We start from the raw sequence: 16,690 nt of genomic DNA, 5'->3' as shown, positions 1-16,690 counted from the left end.
CCCACGGCCTCAGAAGTAGTCGCGGATGTGCACCTGTCCGGCACCGAACAGCGTCCAGAGGTCGTCCGCTCCCTCGGCCAGACCCGCCTGCCGGGCCGCGGCGAGTGACTGGCTGCCACTCCACACGACCGCAAGCCCGCGGCGCGTGAACCGCACGGCCGGCTCGCTGTCGGTGGGCTCCACGGTGGCCCGGCCGCCCTCGAGGCGCACGGACCAGGCGCGGTCGCCCACGGCGACGGTCGTCTGCAGCGACGCCCAGGCCGGGTAGGCGCGGGAGCGCAGCACCTCGGCGGGGTCGAGCACGGCCAGGGAGTAGGGGCTGCCCCCGGTGGAACGCCACTGCCAGCTCGGCACCAGCACGTGGATCGCGTCGATGCCGGAGGTCGAGACCACCGTGCGGGGCGCCACCGGCGCGTGCGAGCCCAAGGAGGCCAGCAGGCTGACCGCGGCGTCCGCATCGAGGGCGACGAGGTCGTGGACCCTCAGGGTGCTCTCGGGCTCCCCGTAACGGGACGTGCGCGCCCAGCGCAGCACGCCGGTGACCCGTCCCTCACGCTCGGCCAGCGTGTAGGCGCCGCTGGAGAAGGCGCCGTCGCTGGGGAAGAGCGGCCCGCGGCGGGTGAGGGGGCCGTTGTGCTGCCGGGCCCAGTCCTCGTAGGTGTCGCGCAGGGCCGGCAGGTCCTCGGGCACCGCGCGCCGCAGGGTGTCGGGGCCGGGGGGCAGCTCGGCGAAGGCTGATGTGGGGACGACCGTCTCGTCGTGGTACACGGCGACGACCTCGTACCCCAGGGAGCGGTAGACCGCCGGCGCGGTGGCGAAGAGGGTGGAGACGACCGCACCCCACTCGCGGGCCTCGTCCAGCAACGGTTCGAACAGCCGCCGGACCAGACCCTGGCCGCGCGCCTCGGGAGAGACCTTCACGCCGGCCATGCCGGCGGTGGGGAGGGCCTGCCCCCACCACCACGACTCGTACCGGTGACAGCTCGCGGACGCCACCACACGGCCCCGGTGCTCGGCCACCCACGTGCTGCGCCCCTCGGCGATGGGAGAGCGGGGCGTCTGGCGCGGGTAGCCGAAGGCCTCCTGGGACAGCTCGGCCAGGGCCTCGGCATCGTCCTCACGGGCGGGGCGCACGGTGGGTTCCATGGGCTGAGGGTAGGGCGGGCCTACAGGGGCGTCCACGGGTTCGTGTCGGGTGGGAGAATCTGTGGATGCCCCAGCTGCCCCCCGGTGACCCCGTCCCGCGCGAGGGGACGCTCCCCGCATCGGCCCTGGAGTCGATGCGGAAGGGGACCTTCTCGCTCTATCTCCACGTGCCCTTCTGTTCGGTGAGGTGCGGATACTGCGACTTCAACACGTACACGCTCACCGAGCTGGGCGACGAGACCGGGGCGTCCCTCGCCACGTGGGTCGATGGGGTGGCCGCCGAGCTCGATCTGGCGGTGCGCGTCCTGACTGCCGATGGGGGAGCGCTGCCGGTGGTGGACACGATGTTCGTGGGTGGCGGGACGCCCTCGCTGCTGGGTGCTGATGACCTGGGTCGCGCGCTGGAGGTGGTGCGGGAGCGGTTCGCCGTGGCCGACGACCTGGAGGTGACCACGGAGGCGAATCCCGACCAGGTGGACGAGGCCTTCGCGCGGGCCCTGGCCGCCGCGGGGTACACCCGGATGAGCGTGGGCATGCAGTCGGCCGTGCCCCACGTGCTGGCCACGCTGGACCGCACGCACGACCCGGTGAACGTGGAGCGTGCCGTGCGCGCCGGAAGGACCGCGGGCTTGGCCGTGTCGGTGGACCTCATCCACGGCACACCGGGGGAGTCGCTGGAGGACTGGCGGACGAGTGTGGAGGCGGCGGTGGGGTTGCGGCCCGACCACGTCTCGGCGTACGCGTTGACCATTGAGGAAGGTACGGCCCTGCACCGACGGGTGGTGCGCGGGGAGCTGCCCGAGCCCGACGAGGACGACCAAGCCGACAAGTACGAGCTGGCCGACGAGCTGCTGGGTGCGGCGGGGTACACGTGGTACGAGGTGTCCAACTGGGCGCGCACCTCCGGGGGGCGCTGCCGACACAACGAGCACTACTGGGACGGTGGGCACTGGTGGGGTGTGGGGCCGGGTGCGCACAGCCACATCGGTGGGGTGCGCTTCTGGAACGTGAAGCACCCGCGGGCGTGGGCTCAGCGGCTCTCGACCGGGGTCACGCCGGCCGCGGCACGGGAGGTGCTGACGCCCGAGCAGGTGACCGAGGAGCGCGTGATGCTGGGCATCCGGCGGCGCGAGGGGCTGGGCCTGGAGGAGGTGCCGGTGGTGGGGCGGGCTGCCGTGGCGGGGCTGATCGGCGACGGGCTGCTGGAGGGCGTGCCGGCGGTGCGGGACCGGCGGCTCGTGCTGACGCAGCGGGGGCGGCTGCTGGCGGACCTGGTGATGGGGCGGCTGCTCGGGTTGTGAGGGTGGGGCGGGGCGGCTGTGCCCCCCGCCGGGGCAGCGGGGTGCCTCGCGGGTTGTCCACAGGGTTTGGCCGTCCGGGGGAGGTTGTCGGTGGTCTCGTTTAGTGTGGGGACATCAGTTCGACGGGGTGTCGGACAGTGAGTTGAACACGTGGTGACCATCTGAGGGGGTGGGGGCATGCGGCAGGAGTCGTTCGACACGGGGCAGGGGCCCCTGTCCCGTGCGGGCGGGCAGCGGTCCAGCGGCACGTCCCGCCCTGATGGGGTGCGGTCCGGTGAGCCGGCCATGTCTGTCGGCATGGCGTGTGGTGGGCGTGCGGCGGGTGCGTGGGAGCGTGCCGAATCGGCCCTGGGTAAGGCGGTCTCAGCGGTGGAGTCCGCCCGCACCGCGGATGTGGCGCTGATGGATGCGGTGGGGCGGGTCTACAAGAACACGGTGGCGCATTTGCAGCAGCGTGTGGATGAGGGTGAGCCGGGGATCCTGCGCCCGTGTGATGCGCCGGTGATCGTGACTGAGGAGGTCGTCGCCGCTACGGGTGAGGCTGCTGGGCGGATCGGGCACCTGGTGGACCTGGTCGCCAGTGACCCTGAGCGCGTCGAGTGTGGGCGGGAAGCCCTGGTGGAGGGTCGGGCGTCGTTGTCGCGGGTGTTGACGTGGTTCGCTGATACCCGGCACTTGCAGACTGATGATGCGGTCGCGATCGGCCTGGCTGTCCTCACGAGGGCGGCTGATGGGTCGCCGCGGTCTTCTGCGTCGTTCCGGGAGTTGTTGCGCCGCCGGATTCGGAAGGTCGAGGCCGCTGATCGGCAGGCGGCCCGGGAGCGGATGGCCGCAGCGATCGAGGGGCGTGGGTCGTGGACTCACCCTGGTGATGACGGGACTGGGTCCCTGACGGTGGTGGGTGAGGCGACAGTTGAGTCCCGCATAGTGGTGTAGCGCGGTGGCCACGATGTGCCCGGACATGGGTGCGGTCACCGTGTGATCCTTCGAGTCAACCTTCCACAGAATCCTCGAACGGAGTCATCACGATGACCGCACCTCACATTGTGGACCCTGCCGGACTGCTGAGCGAAGCCCTGGCCGAAGCCTCGCCGGACCTGATGCGCCACTTGCTGCAGCAGACCATCAACGCCCTGCTGTCCGCAGACGCCGACGCTGTGGTCGGCGCCGAGTACGGCCGCCCCAGCACGACCCGTACCGCCCAGCGCAACGGGTACCGTCACCGCGACCTGGACACCCGCGTGGGCACGATCGACGTGGCCGTTCCCAAGCTCCGCACCGGGACCTACTTCCCCGAGTGGCTGTTGGAACGCCGCAAGCGGGCAGAAACCGCGCTGATCACCGTCGTGGCCGACTGCTATCTGGCCGGGGTGTCCACCCGCCGCATGGACAAGCTGGTCAAGACCCTCGGTATCGACGGCCTGTCGAAGTCCCAGGTCTCTCGGATGGCCGCCGAACTTGACGAGCACGTCGAGCAGTTCCGCCACCGACCCCTGGACACCACCGGGCCGTGGACCTTCATCGCGGCCGACGCCCTGACCATGAAGGTCCGTGAAGGCGGCAGGGTCATCAACACCGTCGCGTTGATCGCCACCGGGGTGAACAACGATGGCCACCGCGAAGTCCTGGGCCTGCGCGTAGCAACCGGAGAGACCGGGGCGGCATGGAACGAGTTCTTCGCCGACCTCGTCGCCCGCGGCCTGACCGGTGTGCAGCTCGTGACCTCTGACGCCCACACCGGTCTGGTCGAAGCGCTGCGGGCCAACCTGCCCGGCGCGACCTGGCAACGCTGCCGCACGCACTACGCAGCCAACCTCATGTCGGTCACTCCCAAGAGCATGTGGCCAGCAGTCAAGGCCATGCTGCACAGCGTGTACGACCAGCCCGACGCCCCCGCGGTGGACGCCCAGTTCGACCGGCTCCTGGACTACGTCCAGACCAAGCTTCCCGAGGTCCACGCCCACCTGGATGCCGCTCGGGCCGACATCCTCGCGTTCACCAATTTCCCGAAGGACGTGTGGTCCCAGATCTGGTCGAACAACCCCGCCGAACGCCTCAACAGAGAGATCCGCCGCCGCACCGACAGTGTCGGGATCTTCCCCACCCGCCAGGCCGTGGTCCGTCTCGTCGGGGCCGTCCTGGCCGAGCAAACCGACGAATGGGCCGAAGGCCGCCGCTACCTGGGCCTGGACCTCCTGGCCCGCTGCCGAATGCACCTCATCCCCGCCCCCCAGGAGGACACCACCACAACCACCGAGCTACCCGCCCTCACCGCCTGACAAACCACCCCACGACCCGAAGGACACCGCTACACCACTACCCGGGACTTGACCGAGGCGACCAGGGTGGCTGCCGCGTGGGGCAGGTTGGACGCTGCGGCCCGCCGCGCGAAGGCTGCGGGTGATCAGCGGACCCTGTCCCAGCTGCGCTCGGACATTCACCTCGACCTGCTCCTGGTCGGCCAGCTCCCCGGCACATGCACCAACCCCCAGCACACGAGCCCCACGACCCAGCCCGGCAGCACGCCCAGCAACGGCACCGCCGGTGAGGCGGCCATTCATGGCAGTGGCGGCCTGGCAGGTGACGCGTTCACCCAGCCCGGCAGCGCCGCTGGCGACGGCAGTGGCGGCCTGGCAGGTGACGCGTTCACCCACCCCTCACTGCCCACCCCGACTAACGACAAGCCTCAGATCGAGGCGCAGACAGGATCGGAAACGGGCAAGGGTGCGGACACTGGCCCTGGTGTGGGCACGCGGCCCCCGGTCCCGGTGGCACCCGGGCCCGGGTCTCCTGAGCTGTCGGCGCCGCCGGTGTGCACGTCCTGCGGGACCGTGTCGGATGACTGGTTCCCCTTACCCCAGGTGGGTGATCCGGTCCTTCCTCCGGCACGTGTGACGGTCGTCGTGGGGCTGGATGTGCTGCTCGAAAACGCTGATACCCCGACTGACGGGACCAGTGTGCCCACTACCGGTCCACCGGGCGGCGCTAGCCCGCCCAGTAGTGATCCACCGGGCAGCGCGAGCCCGCCAGGAAGTGGTCCACCGGGCAGCGCTAGCCCACCGGGCGGCAGTCCTCCGGGTGGTGAGCCACCCGACGAGCTACGACCGGCCAGTCAGACAGACGATGTGCAGGCCACCCCCGGTGACAGGGGTGCCCACCCGAGCCTGCGGGGTGCGGCGTTGGGGTGGATGCCCGGGTTCGGGTACCTCGACCCCGAGCACGTCCGTGCCGTGGCGATCCGGGAGGGGTCGGTGTGGCAGCGCCTGGTCGCTGACCCGACCACGGGTCACGCGGTGAGTGTCTCGCCGTACACGTATCGGCCGACGGCGTCGGTGGCCCGGTTCGTCCGTGCCCGGGACGGCATCGCCCGCGACCCCGGCTCCGGGGTCAGCGCCCAGCAGTGCGAGCTCGACCACGTCACCCCCTTCGACGAGGGCGGGCCCACCACCCCGAGCAACCTGCAGTGCCTCTCCCGCCGCGGACACACCCGCAAGACCAACCGCGGCTGGCACGCCACCATCACCGACGACGGCACCGTCCACTGGACCACCCTCCTCGGCCAGACCCACACCACCCAACCCCACGACTACACCGACCAGTAAGCCAACGGTCGAGTGGCGACCCATGAGCCCGGCCTGCAGGTCACCCCCAGGTCGTGCCCGGTCGACAGGTCACCACACCCACGCCGCAGCCCCGGCTCCCACAGGGGAACCGGGGCTGCAACACGCGCGGTAGGTCAGCCGGCCAGGACCGCCTTCACGCGCTCCATGGTCTCGGCTTCCTTCGGGTCCACGCCCTTCGAAGCGTTGGCCGTAGCGTCCATCGCCTCGGTCAGCACTCCGCGGAAGGCCTCGAGGTCCTCCGGGTTGTTGCGCAGCAGGTCCACGGCGCGGGCGAGGTCGTCCAGCACCGCCTGCTCCCGGCCTGCGGCATCGGCAGCCTGCGGCGGCGTCGGAAAGCCACCCTCGCGCATGATGTCCTGGATGTTGGCCGGCGCCTTGGCCAGCACCTTCGACCCCGCCCAGCCCTCCTTGAGCGTGGACAGCAGGCCCGGGTCGGCTGCCGACACGAGGGCGATCGCCCCCATCGCTGCCGACTTGATGGTCTTCTTCTCCTCGTCGGTGTACTCGGTGCCCGCAGGCCCATTCGTCATCTCAGTCATGGTCGTCATCCTGCACCCGACGGGGCCCTCCCACCAGTCCGCAATGTTTCAGCAGGCCGGGCAGGCCGGTCAGGAGGGTTCGCCCCCCCGGAGTGGTCAGTTCGCGGCGGCTGGCGGCGAAGGGCGAACAGGCACCAAAACGGGGCCCCGCCGAAACGGGGCCCCGATCGTGAGTCGTCGTCCTCAGTTGAGGATCTTCCACTCGAGGGGGTACGTGTACTGCTCGCCGCGAGAGGCCTTGATGGTCGCGCTGATGGTGCACCACAGGTACACCACGGCGATCACAGCGCCGAGGAGGAGCGTGAGGGGCGTCGCGAGGAAGAGCGTGGCCAGCGTGATGACCCAGAGGGCCACGAAGGCGAGGGTCACCACCACGTGGAAGTTGAACGACCCGGCCGCAGCGCGACGCACGAACGGGTCCTTGTCCTTGTAGAGCAGCCAGACCAGGAGCGGCCCCAGGAAGGGCAGCCATCCCGCGGACAGGATGGACGAGATGATGCCGGAGAGGTGGCTCATCATGGCCACGACCCGGTCGGTGTCGCTGGCGTCGCCACGACCCCCCTGCGGCGGCGCGTAGTGGCCGCCGCCGTACTGGCCCTGGTGGCCGTACTGGTCGCCGGAGGTGTTGGGATAGGCGTCCCGGTGGGGGGCGCCGTCGGGTGTGGTGCTCGATGCGTTCCACTGCGGCTGCCGTGCCTCGCCCACGAAGGCGTCGTCCTGCGAGGGGTTGCTGGGCCCGTGGGCGCCGGGCGAACCCTGACCGCCCTGGGGCGACCAGGAGGAGGAGCCGGTGTGGCCCGCGCCGTCTCGGTTCGGGGGAGGAGGAGGTGTCGTGGTCATGACCCCAGTCTGTCGAAGCAGACCCCCTGCGCGCAGCCGCCCCGGGTCGTACCTGTGGATGAGGTCTCCGCCCGTAGGCGGGCCGCGTGAACGGGGGGATGCGGCCACCATCGGCGCGGACACGAGCGGTCCGCCACCGCGCCCCTCACCCCAGGGGTACCTCGCCCACGGTCACGAAGTCGATGAGCTCCTCCACCCGGCCCAGCAGCTCCGGCTCCAGGTGGGTGTAGTCCTCCACCGTGCCCAGGATCCGCTTCCAGCCCTGGGCCACGTCGGCTTGGGTGTCGTGTGGCCACCCAAGCTCCGCGAGGATCCCGTGCTTCCACGACTGCCCCTTGGGGATCACCGGCCACTGCGACCACCCCAGCCGCTCCGGCCGCACGGACTGCCACACGTCCACGTACGGGTGGCCCACGATCTTCACGTGCTCTGCGTACCGCGGAGTCGCCTGCGCCTCCCGGACCACACGCCACTCCTTGGTGCCCGGAACGAGGTGGTCCACCAGCACCCCCATCCGCCGGTCGGCCGTGGGCCGGAAGTCCTCGATGACGCCGCGCAGGTCGTCCACCCCGTCCAGCATCTCGACCACCACCCCCTCGATGCGAAGATCGTCACCCCAGACCTTCTCCACCAGCTCCGCATCGTGTCGCCCCTCGACGAAGATGCGGGAGCCCACCGCCACCCGGGCCGGCGCGTCGGCCACGGCGCGGCTGCCGCTGGCGGTCCGCCCGGGTGCCGCGGCACGTGCCGGAGTCCGCCGCGGCGCCACCAGGTTCACCGGCTTGCCGTCCACCCAGAATCCCGGCCCCAGCGGGAAGCCCCGCGTCCGCCCCTTCGCGTCCTCGAGGTGCACCACGTGCTCTCCACCGGCCTTCTCGAGCGCGACCACGGCACCCACCCAGCCGGTGGCCACCTCCTCCACCACGAGCCCGTCGGCGGCCTCCACGTCCTGGCTGCGGCCTCGCTTCGGGCGCTTCCAGTCCCCGGCCAGCACATCGCGTCCGTACCTGTCCATGACGGCACAGGCTACGTGCGCCGGCCACGTAGACTGGCACTTGGCGCGCCCGAGTGCCAGTCTTGGGGCACGCCGCCGACCCGAGGGGACGCGCCTGTCCCCGGCCACGTGATCGACCACCCCGAGGAGGCCCTGATGTCCGGTGAGCGCCGCCTGCAGGTGCTCCGCGCCATCGTGGAGGACCACGTGCGCACCTCCGAGCCCGTCGGCTCGCGCAGCGTGCTGGAGCGCCACGGCATCGGCGTCTCCGCCGCCACCATCCGCAACGACATGGCCATCCTCGAGGCCGAGGGCCTCATCCAGGCACCCCACACCTCCGCCGGCCGTGTCCCCACCGATGCGGGGTACCGCCGCTTCGTGGACAGCATCGCCCAGGTGCGTCGCCTCACCCCCGCGGAGAAGCGCGCCATCCGTGACTTCCTGGCCGACCCGATGGACCTGGACGACGTGGTGGAGCGCACCGTCCGCCTGCTCGCCGCCCTCACGCGTCAGGTCGCCGTGGTGCAGTACCCCTCGCTCACCCGCTCGGCCGTGCAGCACGTGGAGCTGGTGCCGATGGGGGAGCGCGCCATGGTCGTGATCATCACCGACAGCGGCCGCGTCGAGCAGCGCCTGCTGGACCTGCCGCAGGGCGTGACCGACGACGCGCTGCGGGCCGTGCGTGACCGCATCAACGGCGCCGCGGCCGGACAGACCTTCGTCACCGCCCGCGAGGGGCTGGCCGACCTGGCGACCCAGCACCCGCAGGACGCCCTGCTGGGCACGGTCTGCACGCTCGTGGCGGGCACCCTCGCCGAGGAGCGCGAGGAGCGCCTGGCCCTGGCCGGCACCTCCAGCCTGGTGCGCCACACCACCGACTTCGGCGGCTCCCTCGAGACGGTGATCTCGGCCCTGGAGGAACATGTCGTGCTCCTGCGGTTGTTGCAGGCCTCCGAACACGCCGACGGTGCGACCGCAGCCGACCCGGGCATCGCGGTCTCCATCGGCACCGAGCACGACCACCGGGGCCTGCAGACGGCCTCGGTGGTGAGCACCACCTACGGACAGGACGGCATCGGCTCGCTGGGCGTGCTGGGCCCCACCCGCATGGACTACCCCGGGACGATGGGGGCCGTGCGGGCCGTGGCCACGTACCTGTCCGAGGTGCTCGAGCACCGCTGACCCCGACCACCCACCCCCGAACGCAGCCGCCGGCGCGAGCCGGCGCGGAGAGCGCATGAACGACTACTACGAGATCCTCGGAGTCTCCCGCGATGCCAGCGCGGAGGACATCAAGCGTGCCTACCGCAAGAAGGCCCGCCACCTGCACCCGGACGTGGCGCCGGGCAAGGAGGACGAGTTCAAGCTCGTCGGACAGGCCTACGACGTGCTGGGTGATGCGGACAAGCGCATGGCCTACGACCGGGGGGCCGACCCCTACGGCGACCCGACGGCCGGCTTCGGGGGCGCCGCCGGGGGTGCGTTCACGTTCAGCGACATCATGGACGCCTTCTTCGGCGGACAGGGCGCCACCGCCGGGCCGCGCTCCCGCCAGCAGCCGGGGCAGGACGCCCTGGTGCGCCTGGACGTGCCGCTGCGGACGGCCGTGTTCGGCAACACCGAGGAGCTCACGGTGGAGACCGCCGTGCTGTGCTCGACCTGCGACGGGGACGGCGCCTCCCCGGGCACCGGGACGCGCACCTGCGACGTCTGCCACGGGCAGGGTCATGTGCAGCAGGTGCAGCGCTCCTTCCTGGGGCAGGTCATGACCACCCGCCCCTGCGGCGCGTGCCAGGCCACCGGCGAGATCATCGAGAACCCCTGCACCGACTGCCGCGGGGACGGCCGGGTGCGCGAGCGCCGGACGCTCAAGGTCAAGGTGCCCGCAGGTGTGGACACCGGCACCCGCATCCAGCTGGCCGGGCAGGGCGAGGTCGGACCCGGTGGAGGCCCCGCCGGGAGCCTGTACGTCGAGGTCAACGTCCTGCCGGACGACACCTGGACCCGCGAGGGCGACGACCTGCACTGCTCCGTGGAGCTGCCGATGACGGCCGCCGCCCTGGGCACCCAGTCGCACGTGGAGACCTTCGACGGCACGGAGGTCGTGGAGATCCCGGCCGGCACCCAGCACGGAGCGGTGTTCACGGTGCGTGGGATGGGCGTGGGACACCTGCGCCGCGAGGGCCGCGGCGACCTGCACGTGCACGCCAACGTGGTGACCCCCACCCGTCTCGACGGCCGCCAGAAGGAGCTGCTGCGCGAGCTGGCCTCCCTGCGCGGGGAGGAGCAGGCCACCGGCACCGTCACGTCCATGGACCAGCACGGCGGCTTCTTCGGACGCCTGCGGGACGCGTTCTCGGGCCGCTGATGACGCTTCCTCTCTTCGTGGCCGACGGACCCCTGGCGCCGGTGGGCGGCACACAGCTGCTCACCGGCGAGGAGGGCCGGCACGCCGCCGCCGTGCAGCGTCTGTCCGTGGGGGAGGAGGTCCTCGTGGCCGATGGGGCCGGCTCCGGGGTCAGGGGTGAGGTGGTGGCCACCGCGAAGAACCGCCTGGAGCTGCACGTCCTGGAGGGGCTCACCGAGCCCGCGCCCCGCCCCCGGCTCGAGCTGGTGCAGGCGCTGGCCAAGAGCGGCCGGGCGGAGCAGGCTCTGGAGACCAGCGTCGAGATCGGTGTGGACCACGTGGTCCCCTGGGAGGCCGAGCGGAGCATCAGCCGGTGGTCCGGTCCGAAGGCCACCAAGGGGCGGGCGAAGTGGGCCGGGGTGGTGCGTGCCGCCACCAAGCAGTCCCGCCGCCTGCACGAGGCGACCGTCGGCGAGCTGGTCTCGAGCACCCAGCTGGCGCACCGCATCGAGGAGGGAGCCCGTGAGGGGGAGCTGACGCTGGTGCTGCACGAGGTGGCCACCGACCGGCTGCTCCCGGTGCTCGGCGGTCTGGTGGGCGACGATCCCGTGCCGCCGTTGGTGCGCGTCGTGATCGGCCCGGAGGGAGGCATCAGCCCCCGGGAGCTGGAGCAGTTCACCGAGGCCGGCGGGCACCCGGTGCTGCTGGGACCACACGTGCTGCGCACCTCCTCGGCGGGCCCGGTGGCCCTGTCCCTGGTGGCCGGTGCGCTGCGCTGGTGACGGGCGCGCCCCACTAGGCTCGGGCCATGACTGACGCCGACTGCCTGTTCTGCAAGATCGTGGCCGGGGAGATCCCGAACGACACCGTCGCGGAGACCGACGACGTGCTGGCGTTCCGGGACATCGCGCCGAAGGCCCCGGTCCACGTGCTGGTGGTGCCCAAGCGGCACAGCACGCACGCGGGGGAGATGGCCGAGAACGATCCCGAGCTGCTCGCCCAGGTGATGCGGGTGGGTGCCGAGGCGGCCCGCTCGGAGGGCGTGGAGGAGTCGGGCTACCGCTTCGTGTTCAACTGTGGCGGCGACTCGGGCCAGGAGGTCTTCCACACGCACCTGCACGTGATGGGCGGTCGGCCGCTGACCATGGGGGTGTGACCAGCGTCGTCGGCGGTGGCTGGCCGTAGACTGGCCCCACGATGAGCGACGACCCCCAGCAGACCCCCACCCCGGCACGCGCCGCCTCGGGTGAGCCCACGACCAGTTCCGCGGTCACCCTTCCCGAGGGCATCTCGATCGTGACCCTGTGGGGTCCCCAGGACGAGCTGCTCCGCACCATCGAGCGGGCCTTCCCGGACGTCGAGGTGCTCGCCCGCGGTGACGAGCTGCACCTGTCCGGCCCGGTGGCCGAGGTGTCGCTCGTGGAGCGGGTGGTGGAGGAGATGCTCGTCATGGTGCGCGGGGGCCACCCCCTCACCCCCGATGCGGTGGAGCGCTCCATCGGCATGCTCCGGGCCCGAACGGCCGAGCGTCCCGCGGACGTCCTCACGCAGAACATCATCAGCAGCCGGGGCCGCACCATCCGGCCCAAGACGCTGGGACAGAAGCAGTACGTCGACGCCATCGACGGGCACACCATCGTGTTCGGCCTGGGCCCGGCGGGCACCGGCAAGACCTACCTGGCCATGGCCAAGGCAGTGGCGGCCCTGCAGGCCAAGGAGGTCAGCCGCATCATCCTCACCCGCCCCGCGGTCGAGGCCGGTGAGCGACTGGGCTTCCTGCCCGGCTCCCTGAACGAGAAGATCGACCCCTACCTGCGCCCCCTGTACGACGCCCTCCACGACATGGTGGACCCGGACTCGATCCCGCGGCTGATGGCCTCGGGCACCATCGAGGTCGCGCCGCTGGCCTACATGCGCGGGCGCACCCTCAACGACGCGTTCATCATTCTCGACGAGGCCCAGAACACCTCGCCGGAGCAGATGAAGATGTTCCTGACCCGCCTGGGCTTCGGCTCCACGATGGTGGTCACGGGCGACACCACGCAGGTGGACCTGCCCGGTGGCACCCGGTCCGGCCTGGCCATCGTGCAGGAGATCCTCGCCGGGGTGGAGGACGTGCACTTCTCCCGCCTCACCAGCGTCGACGTGGTCCGCCACCGCCTGGTCTCCCGCATCGTGGAGGCCTACGGCGAGTGGGACGCCCACCAGCAGCGTCCCCGCGGCACGGGCCGCGCATGACCATCGAGGTCCTCGTGGAGGACGACCCCCTGACCGACCCCGACGACGTCGTGGCCGCGGCCCAGTTCGCCATGGACGCCCTCCACGTGCACCCCGCTGCTGAGCTGTGCATCCGCTTCGTCGACGCGGCAGCCATCGAGGTGCTCCACGAGCAGTGGATGGACCTGGAGGGTCCCACCGACGTCATGAGCTTCCCCATGGACGAGCTGCGTCCGGGCACTCCCGAGCGCCCCTCGGAGCCGGGGGTGCTCGGCGACATCGTGCTGTGCCCCACGGTGGCCGCCGAGCAGGCCTCGCGGCTGGGCCACCCGGTGGGTGAGGAGCTGCTCATGCTCACCGTGCACGGCGTGCTGCACCTGCTGGGCTGGGACCACGCGGACACCGACGAGGAACGAGAGATGTTCACGCTGCAGGCAGAGCTGTTGGCGGCGTACTTGGCGCAGTCGGGCCGCGCCACGACCGCAGCGCCCCGTCCGGGTGCGGGAGGGGAGCGATGATGGGGTGGATCCTGGGCGCGGCGGTGGTCCTCATCGCACTGACCCACCTGATGACGATGGCCGAGGCGGCCCTGCAGCGCATCAGCAAGCGCCACGCCGAGACGCTGGCCCAGGAGGGCCGGCCCGGTGGTGACGCCCTGGCGCGCATCCTGGACGACACCGCCACCCACATGTCGGTGGTGACCTTCCTCCGGGTGCTCGGGGAGTGCGGCGTGGCCGTGCTGCTGACCATCGCGCTCGACCGGTGGCTGGACCAGTGGTGGCTCGCCCTGCTGGCGGCCGTCCTGGTGGTGACCGTCGTGGCCTACGTGGTGCTGGGGGTCTCGCCGCGGACCCTCGGGCGGCAGAACGCCGAGGCCATCGCCCTGCGGGCCGCACCCGTGGTGGCGCGGGCCCGCACCGTCCTGGGGCCGCTGTCCAAGGCGCTGATCCTGGTGGGCAACGCGGTGACCCCGGGCAAGGGCTTCGCCGAGGGTCCGTTCGAGAACGAGGCCGAGTTCCGCGACATGGTCGACCTCGCCGGGGAGAGCTCGGTGATCGAGGCCGAGGAGCGGGAGATGATCCACTCCATCTTCGAGCTGGGTGACACCACGGCCCGGCGGGTGATGGTGCCGCGCACCGACATGGTGGTCATCGAGGGCCACAAGCAGCTGCGCAAGGTCATGAGCCTGGCGCTGCGCTCGGGCTTCTCCCGCATCCCCGTGATCGGGGAGGGCGGCACGGACGACATCCTGGGCGTGGTGCACTTCAAGGACGTGGTGCGTCGGGTCAACGCCGACCCCTCCGCCCGCGAGTCCCTGACGGCCGCGGAGGTCATGCGCGAGGCCACCTTCGTGCCGGACAGCAAGAACGTTGACCAGCTCCTGCGGGAGATGCAGGTCCGCCAGACGCACCTCGTCGTCGTCATCGACGAGTACGGCGGCACGGCAGGCCTGCTCACCATCGAGGACATCCTCGAGGAGATCGTCGGTGAGATCACCGACGAGCACGACCGCGAGAGCGCCGAGTCGACCCAGCTCGAGGACGCGGCCTGGCGGGTGGCCGCGTCGATGGACGTGGACCACCTGGCCGACCTGTTCGAGGTCTCCTTCACCGAGGAGGTCACCGAGGACGTGGAGACCGTCGGTGGACTGCTCGCCAAGCTGGTGGACCGGGTGCCCATCGTCGGCAGCACCGGTGACGTGGCGGGCATCCGACTGACCGCCGAGCGCCTCTCGGGGCGCCGCCACCGCGTGGCGACGGTGATCGCCGAGTGGATCGGTCACGGCGCCCAGGCCGAGGCGCACGGCGGCGTGGACGTTGCCCCCGAGGCCCGGGGTGCCGGAGTGGACGACCGCACCGGCGGGGAACTGGCCCACGCCGCCGGCTCCGGTGCCCACGCCGCCGGCTCCGGTGCCCACGCTGCGGGGACCGAGCTCGACGACCCGGAGGAGTGGGGCACCATGGACGAGCCAGCCGGTGGCACCGCCCGGGACGGCCTGCTGCGCCTGGGGACACCCGCCCGCCAGACCCGCCCACTCGCCAAGGAGCACCCATGACGATCTCCGCAGGATTCCCCGAGGACTTCCGGGCAGGCTTCGTCTGCTTCGTCGGACGGCCCAACGCGGGAAAGTCCACGCTCACGAACGCGTTGGTGGGGCAGAAGATCGCCATCACCTCGAACAAGCCCCAGACCACGCGCCACACGGTGCGCGGGGTGCTCAGTGACGAGGCCAGCCAGATCGTGGTGGTGGACACCCCGGGTCTGCACAAGCCGCGCACCCTTCTGGGCCAGCGTCTCAACGACGTGGTCCGCGAGACCCTCCTGGACGTGGACGTCATCGGGTTCTGCATGCCTGCCGACCAGAAGCCCGGCCCGGGGGACAGGTTCATCGCCGCCGAGCTGGAGGACCTGCGCCGCGCGCGGCGCACCCCGGTCATCGCGATCGCCACCAAGGCCGACCTGGTCTCCCGTGACCAGCTGGCCGAGCACCTGATGGCCATCGACCAGCTGGGCGATTTCGACGAGATCGTGCCCTGCTCCGCGGTGAACGGCGAGCAGCTGGACGTGGTGCGTCGGCTCATCACCGAGCGGCTCCCGCTCTCCCCGCCGCTGTATCCCGAGGACGTCCTGACCGACGAGCCCACCGACGTGATGATCGCCGAGCTGGTGCGCGAGGCGGCCCTGGAGGGCGTGCGCGACGAGATGCCGCACAGCCTCGCCGTGGTCGTGGAGGAGATGCTTCCGCGCGAGGACCGCCCGGCGGACAAGCCCCTCATGGACGTGCGTGTCAACGTCTTCGTGGAGCGCCCCAGCCAGAAGGCCATCATCATCGGCAAGGGGGGCTCACGGCTTCGGGAGGTGGGCACCACCTCGCGCAAGGCCATCGAGGAGCTCCTGGGGCAGCGGGTGCACCTCGACCTGCACGTGAAGGTGGCCAAGGACTGGCAGCGGGACCCCAAGCAGTTGCAGCGCCTGGGCTTCTGATCCGACGGCAGGACCTCAGCGCACCCCGTGGGGTCGGAACTGGATGCTGATCCGGGGGCCGGTGGGGTGGGTCTCCTTGGGAACGGAGTGTTCCCAGGTGCGTTGGCAGGAGCCGCCCATCACCACCAGGTCGCCGTGGCCCACCACCAGGGTGCGCGTGGCTCCGCCTCCCCGGGGACGCAGGAGCATTCGGCGGGGTGCGCCCGTGGAGCAGATCGCCACCATCGTGTCGTGCGTGGCACCACGGCCGATGCGGTCGCCGTGCCAGGCCACCGAGTCCCGCTCGTCCCGGTAGAGGCACAGGCCGGCGGTGGTGAACCGCTGGGCGCCCGGCTCCGCGGCATAGTGCTCGGTGAGGGCGTCGCGCGCCTCCTCCAGCAACCGGTGGGGGAGCGCCTCGGCCTCGGAGTAGAAGCGCAGGAGCCGGGGCGTGTCGACCACCCGGTCGTACATGCGCCGCCGCTCGGCTCGCCACGGAACGGCGGCGAGCAGCTCCTCGCACAGCGCCTCGGCCCCGGTGATCCACCCCGGCCGCACATCCACCCAGGCGCCGTCCGACAGGTGCTGCCGTCCCAGTGCGGAGGCCAGTGGACGAAGTCCGGGCACCTCGTCCTGGTCGAAGAGCGACCCCTGCAGGGGCACCGCGTCGGCTCGTACAGACATGTCACCAGTGTAGTACAGAGGGGCGAAGGGCGGGT

17 protein-coding genes are annotated in these 16,690 nt (G+C 71.5%); 12 read left to right on the top strand and 5 right to left on the bottom strand.

The annotated features are described in order from the left end of the window. Window positions 1-9: 9 nt before the first annotated feature. Window positions 10-1,146, bottom strand: coding sequence for an enhanced intracellular survival protein Eis (eis, locus tag ACEY2A_RS04775; protein WP_374929723.1), 1,137 nt, complete (start codon window positions 1,144-1,146; stop codon window positions 10-12). Between the two features lie 65 nt (window positions 1,147-1,211). On the opposite strand from eis, the gene hemW reads away from it, so the two are divergent. The 4 genes from hemW to ACEY2A_RS04755 all read left to right on the top strand — a co-directional run bounded on the left by hemW (window position 1,212) and on the right by ACEY2A_RS04755 (window position 6,049). Beyond that, window positions 1,212-2,447, top strand: a complete 1,236-nt coding sequence (gene hemW / locus ACEY2A_RS04770; protein WP_374929722.1) for a radical SAM family heme chaperone HemW — start codon at window positions 1,212-1,214, stop codon at window positions 2,445-2,447. A 369-nt stretch (window positions 2,448-2,816) separates the two neighbouring features. Beyond that, window positions 2,817-3,383 (top strand): hypothetical protein, encoded by a 567-nt coding sequence (locus ACEY2A_RS04765; RefSeq protein WP_374929721.1) that lies wholly within the window; start codon window positions 2,817-2,819, stop codon window positions 3,381-3,383. A 92-nt stretch (window positions 3,384-3,475) separates the two neighbouring features. Beyond that, the gene (locus ACEY2A_RS04760; protein ID WP_374928435.1) at window positions 3,476-4,726 is read left to right on the top strand and encodes an IS256 family transposase; all 1,251 of its coding nucleotides are present in this window, start codon (window positions 3,476-3,478) and stop codon (window positions 4,724-4,726) included. Between the two features lie 846 nt (window positions 4,727-5,572). After that, window positions 5,573-6,049, top strand: coding sequence for an HNH endonuclease signature motif containing protein (locus ACEY2A_RS04755; protein ID WP_374929720.1), 477 nt, complete (start codon window positions 5,573-5,575; stop codon window positions 6,047-6,049). A gap of 134 nt (window positions 6,050-6,183) precedes the next feature. Here the strand turns inward: ACEY2A_RS04755 and ACEY2A_RS04750 are convergent, their stop codons facing one another. From ACEY2A_RS04750 to ACEY2A_RS04740, 3 genes are all read right to left on the bottom strand, one after another. Continuing rightward, window positions 6,184-6,609 carry a hypothetical protein gene (locus tag ACEY2A_RS04750; protein WP_374929719.1) on the bottom strand — a complete coding sequence of 142 codons (426 nt, stop codon included), beginning with the start codon at window positions 6,607-6,609 and terminating at the stop codon, window positions 6,184-6,186. 183 nt (window positions 6,610-6,792) lie between these two features. After that, window positions 6,793-7,449, bottom strand: coding sequence for a DUF4870 domain-containing protein (locus ACEY2A_RS04745; protein WP_374929718.1), 657 nt, complete (start codon window positions 7,447-7,449; stop codon window positions 6,793-6,795). A gap of 145 nt (window positions 7,450-7,594) precedes the next feature. Next, the gene (locus tag ACEY2A_RS04740; protein WP_374929717.1) at window positions 7,595-8,464 is read right to left on the bottom strand and encodes a DUF3097 domain-containing protein; all 870 of its coding nucleotides are present in this window, start codon (window positions 8,462-8,464) and stop codon (window positions 7,595-7,597) included. A gap of 135 nt (window positions 8,465-8,599) precedes the next feature. Between ACEY2A_RS04740 and hrcA the strand changes: the two genes are divergently transcribed. From hrcA to era, 8 genes are read left to right on the top strand one after another with little or no spacing between them, the layout of a single operon-like run. After that, the gene (gene hrcA / locus ACEY2A_RS04735; RefSeq protein WP_374929716.1) at window positions 8,600-9,625 is read left to right on the top strand and encodes a heat-inducible transcriptional repressor HrcA; all 1,026 of its coding nucleotides are present in this window, start codon (window positions 8,600-8,602) and stop codon (window positions 9,623-9,625) included. Between the two features lie 55 nt (window positions 9,626-9,680). Further along, window positions 9,681-10,811, top strand: coding sequence for a molecular chaperone DnaJ (gene dnaJ / locus ACEY2A_RS04730; RefSeq protein ID WP_374929715.1), 1,131 nt, complete (start codon window positions 9,681-9,683; stop codon window positions 10,809-10,811). Beyond that, a complete protein-coding gene (locus ACEY2A_RS04725) occupies window positions 10,811-11,572 on the top strand; it encodes a 16S rRNA (uracil(1498)-N(3))-methyltransferase (RefSeq protein ID WP_374929714.1) in 762 nt (253 codons plus the stop codon). The genes dnaJ and ACEY2A_RS04725 overlap by 1 nt, the downstream gene beginning before the upstream one ends. 26 nt (window positions 11,573-11,598) lie before the next feature. After that, window positions 11,599-11,946 carry a histidine triad nucleotide-binding protein gene (locus tag ACEY2A_RS04720; protein ID WP_374929713.1) on the top strand — a complete coding sequence of 116 codons (348 nt, stop codon included), beginning with the start codon at window positions 11,599-11,601 and terminating at the stop codon, window positions 11,944-11,946. 41 nt (window positions 11,947-11,987) lie between these two features. Beyond that, on the top strand, window positions 11,988-13,028 hold the full coding sequence (locus ACEY2A_RS04715; protein ID WP_374929712.1) for a PhoH family protein: 1,041 nt from the start codon (window positions 11,988-11,990) through the stop codon (window positions 13,026-13,028). Beyond that, window positions 13,025-13,525 carry an rRNA maturation RNase YbeY gene (gene ybeY, locus ACEY2A_RS04710; protein ID WP_374929711.1) on the top strand — a complete coding sequence of 167 codons (501 nt, stop codon included), beginning with the start codon at window positions 13,025-13,027 and terminating at the stop codon, window positions 13,523-13,525. The genes ACEY2A_RS04715 and ybeY overlap by 4 nt, the downstream gene beginning before the upstream one ends. Beyond that, window positions 13,522-15,063, top strand: a complete 1,542-nt coding sequence (locus ACEY2A_RS04705) for a hemolysin family protein (RefSeq protein ID WP_374929710.1) — start codon at window positions 13,522-13,524, stop codon at window positions 15,061-15,063. The genes ybeY and ACEY2A_RS04705 overlap by 4 nt, the downstream gene beginning before the upstream one ends. Next, window positions 15,060-15,992 carry a GTPase Era gene (gene era / locus ACEY2A_RS04700; protein WP_374929709.1) on the top strand — a complete coding sequence of 311 codons (933 nt, stop codon included), beginning with the start codon at window positions 15,060-15,062 and terminating at the stop codon, window positions 15,990-15,992. The genes ACEY2A_RS04705 and era overlap by 4 nt, the downstream gene beginning before the upstream one ends. Before the next feature lie 15 nt (window positions 15,993-16,007). On the opposite strand, the gene ACEY2A_RS04695 is transcribed toward era, so the two are convergent. Then, a complete protein-coding gene (locus ACEY2A_RS04695; protein WP_374929707.1) occupies window positions 16,008-16,655 on the bottom strand; it encodes an alpha-ketoglutarate-dependent dioxygenase AlkB in 648 nt (215 codons plus the stop codon). Window positions 16,656-16,690: the final 35 nt, after the last annotated feature.

The organism is Kytococcus sedentarius (genome assembly GCF_041937525.1).
GTDB lineage: Bacteria > Actinomycetota > Actinomycetes > Actinomycetales > Dermatophilaceae > Kytococcus > Kytococcus sedentarius_A.
This window is presented reverse-complemented; position numbering and strand designations above follow the sequence as displayed.